This is a genomic window from Burkholderia sp. Bp9031, assembly GCF_003857965.1.
Taxonomy (GTDB): Bacteria; Pseudomonadota; Gammaproteobacteria; order Burkholderiales; family Burkholderiaceae; genus Burkholderia; species Burkholderia ambifaria_A.
This window is the reverse complement of the sequence record NZ_QTPW01000068.1, coordinates 1-6075: the sequence shown is the minus strand read 5'-3', so window position 1 is coordinate 6075 and position 6075 is coordinate 1. Positions and strand designations below refer to the sequence as shown.

Sequence of the window (6075 nt, the reverse complement as noted above, 5' to 3'; positions counted from 1 at the left end):
TATCGGCGTCGAGCGTCTTGCCGACCACACCGCGAATGTCATATGCCTTGAAGATGGATTGGGAGATCATCGATTCTCTCTCGGTTGCATGCATGGAAAATAATCTGGCCGCCTTTCGCGCATGCCCGGCATCATACATGCGGGCCCGGCGCTGCAAGGAGCGGGACGGCTGGAGCGGCCCCGATCCCACTTATAATCGCGGGTTTTGATGACGCGCGTTTTGTCCATTTTAATGCCTAGCCGTTCCGCCGCCGCCAACCTCTCGCCTCCTGGCGCCCTGCCGGCCGCATCAAGCGCGTGCGGCTGCCCCGCATGCTGAAGCGATTCGGCAACCCGGACGTCGCGAAGGCCGTCGCGAATCTCGTCTGGCTGGGGCTCGAACGGCTCACGCAGATCGGCGTCGCGATCGCGATCAGCGGTCTTCTGGCCCGTTATTTCGGGCCCGATGTGTTCGGCAAATGGCAGTATGCGAATACGCTTCTCCTCGTACTGGCGCCGCTCACCTGGGTGTGCGGCGCCGAAATCCTGGTTCCGACCATCGTCCAGCGCCCGCCCGCGCAACTCGGCGCGGTGCTCGGCAGCGCATTCGCGCTGCGCATCGGCGTGTCCGCCGCCGCGCTCGTCGCGACCTGGATCGCGATAAGCGCCGGCGCGTTCGACCCGCTCGTCGGCGCGATGCTCGCGGGCCTCGCGGTCACGATGGTGTTCCGCGAGCCGTTCGTCGGCGTGATCAACGCGTGGCTGCAGAGCATGACCTACAGCAAGCCGCAGCTCGTGACCAGCATGGTCACCGCGCTGGCGAAGGCGCTGCTCGTCTGGCTGCTGGTCCGCGCGGCCGCCGGCCCTGCCCGCTTCGCGTGGCTGTGGGCGCTGGAGGCCGCCGCGATCGGCTTCGCGCTGGTGCTGTACTACCGCCACCGTAACGGCGGCACGCTCGGCTGGACGTTCGACAAGCCGCTGTTCAGGCACTTCGCCACCGCCGGCACCGTGTTCTGGCTCGGCCTGATCTGCATGTACCTGTTCCTGAAGCTCGACCGCCTGATGCTCGAGCGACACGTGTCGTTCGCCGATCTCGGCCGCTACGCGGCGGCCCAGCAGCTCAACGAGAACTGGATCACGCTCGCGCTGATGCTCGCGCAGACCATCGCGCCCGCGTTCGTGTACCGCGTGCAGGACGTCGCGCGGCTGCGCCGCAACATCGTCCGGCTGATCGCGATGACCGCCGGCCTGATGACGGCCGGCGCGCTGGTGCTCGACGCGGCCGCACCGCTCATCGTCGGCAAGGTGTTCGGCCACGGCTACGAGGCGTCGGTCGACATCTTCCGCTGGGCCGTCTGGCTGTCCGTGCCAGCCGGCATCGAGGCGATAGGCAATCTTATCGTTCTCAAATATCAAGCAAAATTCGTGTTGCTGGCGAAATGGGTGCTCGCGCTGGCGATCGCCGCGCTCGTCAACGTGTTCGCGATCCCCCGGCTCGGCCTGTACGGCGCGCTCGTCGGGCTCGCGGCCGGCTATGTCGCCGCCACCGCCGTTAATTTTTATTACATTCGTTTCAAGCTGCGCCCATGACGTCTTCCGATTGCCCGCCCCCGCTCGACGACGTGGCCGTGCTGATGCCGGCCTACAACGGACACGACGACGTCGTCCGCACCCTCGCGTCGTTTCGCGAGGACGCGCCGGTGCACGTGCTGATCGTCGACGACGGCAGCACGCCGCCGATCGTGGCGCCCGACCTGCCCGGCCTCGCGGTCGACGTGCTGCGCATGCCGCAGAACGGCGGCATCGAGCGCGCGCTCGAGGCCGGCATCGACGCGCTCGCGGCGCGCGGCTTCCGCTATGCGGCCCGCATCGACGCCGGCGACCTCGCCGCGCCGCAGCGGCTCGCGAAGCAGCGCGCGTATCTCGACGCGCACCCGCGCGTGGCCTGCGTCGGCATGTGGACCCAGGTCGTGTCGCGCGCCGGCGAGCCGCGCTTCATGCTGACCCCGCCCGCCGATCCCCGCGCGCTGCGCCGCACACGCTTCCTGCGCTCGCCGCTCGTGCATCCGTCGGTCATGCTGCGCATCGACGCCGTGCGCGAAGTCGGCAACTACCGCGCGAAGTACCGTGCGGCCGAGGATCTCGATCTTTTTTTACGGTTAATGCAACGCTACGATTGCGCGAACCTGCCCGAGCTCGGCCTCTACTACGAGCTCAACGAGGGCGGGATCAGCGCGACCAAGCGCCGCCGCCAGCTGATCTCGACGCTATCGCTGCTGCTGCGACACTTCAACGTGCTGAACCCGTATGACTGGGCCGGCCTCGCCAAGAACCTGCTGCATTTCGTGACGCCGTACCGCACGCTGCAGCGGATCAAGCAGACGCTGTTCGCGGCGCGGCCGTCCGCGTAACCCGCATTCGGCATTTTCGACGCTTTATTTTTTCTTTTTTTCATGTCCGCTACCTCCTCGCTGCGCATCGCGCTCGTCTGCAACACGGCCTGGGCGATCTACACGTACCGCCACGGGCTGATCCGTGCGCTCGTCGCGCGCGGCGCCGAGGTCATCGTGATCGCGCCGCACGACCGCACGGTGCCGCTGCTCGAGCAGATGGGCTGCCGCTACGTCGCGCTCGCCGTCGCGTCGAAAGGCACGAGCCCGCGCGAGGACCTCGGCACGCTCGCCGCGCTGGTGCGCCATTACCGCGCGCTCACGCCCGATCTCGTGTTCCATTACACGATCAAGCCGAACATCTACGGGTCGATCGCCGCGTGGCTCGCGCGCGTGCCGTCGATCGCGGTTACCACCGGCCTCGGCTACGTGTTCATCCAGAAAAGCCGCGCGGCGAGCGTCGCGAAGCGCCTGTACCGGTTCGCCTTCCGCTTCCCGCGTGAAGTCTGGTTCCTGAACCGCGACGATCTCGCGACCTTCACCGACGAGCAGCTGCTCGCGCACCCGGACCGCGCGCGCCTGCTGCACGGCGAAGGCGTCGATCTCGACCAGTTCGCGCCGGTGCCGCTGCCCGCGGGCCAAGGCCCCGTGTTCATCCTGATCGGCCGGCTGCTGTGGGACAAGGGCGTGCGCGAGTATGTCGAGGCCGCGCGCGTCGTGCGCGCCCGCTACCCGGACGCGCGCTTCCAGCTGCTCGGGCCGCTCGGTGTCGACAACCCGAGCGCGATCGGCCCTGCGGACGTCGACGCTTGGGTCGGCGAAGGCGTCGTCGAGTATCTCGGCGAGGCGCACGACGTGCGCCCGCACATCGCCGCGGCCGACTGCGTCGTGCTGCCGTCGTACCGCGAGGGCGTGCCGCGCACGCTGATGGAAGCGTCCGCGATGGGCCGCCCGATCGTCGCGACCAACGTGCCGGGCTGCCGCGACGTCGTCGCCGACGGCGAAACCGGCTTCCTGTGCCGCGTGCGCGACAGCGCGAGCCTCGCGGAGCAGTTGATCCGCATGATCGCGTTGCAGCCGGAAGGACGCACGGCGATGGGCGCACGCGGTCGACTCAAGGTTGCAGCCGAATTCGACGAGCAGACAGTCGTCGATCGCTACAGGCGTACCATTCATACGTTGACAGGCATCACATTCTGAAGGAGCACATGAGCAATGAGCGCTAAAGGCACCATCCTCGTCACCGGCGGTGCGGGTTACATCGGTTCGCACACGACCGTCGAGCTGCTCGACAGTGGCTATGACGTCGTGATCGTCGACAACCTAGTCAACAGCAAGGCCGAATCCGTGCGTCGGATCGAACGCATCACCGGCAAGACACCGGCATTCCATCAGGTCGACGTGTGTGACGAAGTCGCGCTCATGAAAGTGTTCGACGCGCATCCGATCACCGCCACGATCCATTTTGCGGCGCTCAAGGCGGTCGGCGAATCGGTAGAGAAGCCGCTCGAGTATTACCAGAACAACCTCGGCGGCTTGCTGACGGTCCTGAAGGTCATGCGCGAGCGGAACGTCAAGCAATTCGTGTTCAGTTCATCCGCAACCGTATACGGCGTGCCCGAGCGCTCGCCGATCGACGAATCGTTCCCGCTGTCCGCGACCAACCCGTACGGCCAGTCGAAGCTGATCGCCGAGCAGATCCTGCGCGATCTCGAGGTATCGGACCCATCGTGGCGCATCGCCACGCTGCGCTACTTCAACCCGGTCGGCGCGCATGCGAGCGGGCTGATCGGCGAGGATCCGGCCGGCATCCCGAACAACCTGATGCCGTACGTCGCGCAGGTCGCGGTCGGCAAGCTCGAGAAGCTGCGCGTGTTCGGCTCCGACTACCCGACGCCGGACGGCACCGGCGTGCGCGACTACATCCACGTCGTCGATCTCGCGAAGGGGCACATCGCCGCGCTCGACGCGCTCGCGAAGCGCGATGCGAGCTTCGTCGTGAATCTCGGCACAGGTCAGGGCTACAGCGTGCTGGAAGTCGTGCGCGCGTTCGAGAAGGCGTCGGGCCGCCCGGTGCCGTACGAACTCGTCGCGCGCCGCCCGGGCGATATCGCCGAGTGCTACGCGAATCCGCAGGCCGCGGCCGACCTGATCGGCTGGCGCGCGACGCTCGGGATCGACGAGATGTGCGCCGACCACTGGAAATGGCAGGAGGGGAACCCCCGCGGTTTTGTATAATCCGCTGTCCATTTTTCGAGCGATCCCATGCTCAGCTTCGCGTCCGGCTTCATCGTCTCCCTGCTCGTCACGCTGTTCATCGTGCGCTATGCGCACCTTCACGAGAAATTCTCGATCGACAGCGACCTGGCCGGCGTGCAGAAATTCCACGTGCGGCCGGTGCCGCGCGTCGGGGGCATCGGGATCCTCGCCGGGGTCGTCATTGCCGCGCTGATCCTGTCCCGGCGCTATCCGACGATCGCCGGCAGCATCCTCGGGATCGCCGCATGCGGGATGCCGGCGTTCCTGTCGGGGCTCGTCGAGGACCTGACCAAGCGCGTGTCGCCGCGCGCGCGGCTGCTGTGCACGATGGGCGCGGCCGCGCTGGCGTTCTGGCTGCTGGGCATCGCGGTGACGCGCATCAGCGTGCCGCCGCTCGACTTCCTGCTCCACTACGCAGCCATTTCGGCATTCATCACCGTGCTCGCGGTCGCGGCGCTGGCCAACGCGATCAACATCATCGACGGCTTCAACGGCCTCGCGTCGATGGTCAGCTTCATGATGTTCGCATCGCTCGCCTACGTCGCGTTCCACGTAAACGACCCCGTCGTGATGTCCGCGTCGATCATCATGATGGGCGCGGTGCTCGGCTTCTTCCTGTGGAATTTCCCCGCCGGGCTGATCTTCCTCGGCGACGGCGGCGCGTATTTCATCGGCTTCATGCTCGCCGAACTCGCGATCATGCTGGTGATGCGCAATCACGAGGTGTCAGCGTGGTACCCGGTGCTGCTGTTCATGTACCCGATCTTCGAGACCTGCTTCTCCATCTACCGGAAGAAATTCATCCGCGGGATGTCACCGGGGATTCCGGATGGCGTGCACCTGCACATGCTCGTGTACAAGCGACTGATGCGCTGGGCCGTGGGTACCAAGCATGCGCACGATCTCACACGGCGCAATTCGCTTACTTCGCCTTATCTTTGGCTGCTGTGCCTCGTCGCGGTGATTCCGGCGACGTTGTTCTGGCGGCACACCGTGCATTTGTTCGTGTTTGTCGTGCTGTTTGCGCTGACGTATGTGTGGCTTTATCTCAGCATCGTGCGGTTCAGGGTGCCGAGGTGGATGGTGGTGAGGAAGGAGCGCCAGCGGCATTGACCAGACCAAAGCCACGAGTCACTCTTGGGCCGTGCTCGAACGCGATATGTTCGTCAGCTCGGACATGCAATTGCTCGCGCCGATTCGCCCATCGCGGCGTGATGATCGCGCAATCTGAAAAGGGACGTCACCGATGGTGTGCTCCCGCCCAATGAGGAGACGAAGACCGCAAAGGCGGCTCTGCTCCATCAGGGAATATAGCCAACTCATTTGCGGGCGCCCGCATGGCGCCCGCGTCGACTTACAGGATTGACCACTCATGTGCGGCATTGTCGGCGCAGTTGCGCAGCGTAATATCGTTCCGGTGCTGATCGAAGGATTGCGGCGCCTCGAA

At 65.8% G+C, this 6075-nt stretch carries 5 protein-coding genes; all 5 read left to right on the top strand.

Annotation, left to right across the window (positions count from 1 at the left end; all coding sequences use genetic code 11):
* Nucleotides 1–312: 312 nt before the first annotated feature.
* Genes DIE15_RS36370 through DIE15_RS36350 form a run of 5 tightly spaced genes read left to right on the top strand, consistent with a single transcriptional unit; the run spans nt 313 to nt 5741 of the window.
* A complete protein-coding gene (locus tag DIE15_RS36370; protein ID WP_057930268.1) occupies nt 313–1569 on the top strand; it encodes a lipopolysaccharide biosynthesis protein in 1257 nt (418 codons plus the stop codon).
* Nucleotides 1566–2390, top strand: coding sequence for a glycosyltransferase (locus DIE15_RS36365; protein WP_124835858.1), 825 nt, complete (start codon nt 1566–1568; stop codon nt 2388–2390). The genes DIE15_RS36370 and DIE15_RS36365 overlap by 4 nt, the downstream gene beginning before the upstream one ends.
* A gap of 42 nt (nt 2391–2432) precedes the next feature.
* A complete protein-coding gene (locus DIE15_RS36360; RefSeq protein ID WP_124835857.1) occupies nt 2433–3569 on the top strand; it encodes a glycosyltransferase family 4 protein in 1137 nt (378 codons plus the stop codon).
* A gap of 15 nt (nt 3570–3584) precedes the next feature.
* Nucleotides 3585–4607, top strand: coding sequence for a UDP-glucose 4-epimerase GalE (gene galE / locus DIE15_RS36355; RefSeq protein WP_124835856.1), 1023 nt, complete (start codon nt 3585–3587; stop codon nt 4605–4607).
* A gap of 27 nt (nt 4608–4634) precedes the next feature.
* Entirely contained in the window at nt 4635–5741 is a 1107-nt protein-coding gene (locus tag DIE15_RS36350; RefSeq protein ID WP_057930264.1) for a glycosyltransferase, read from the top strand.
* Nucleotides 5742–6075: the final 334 nt, after the last annotated feature.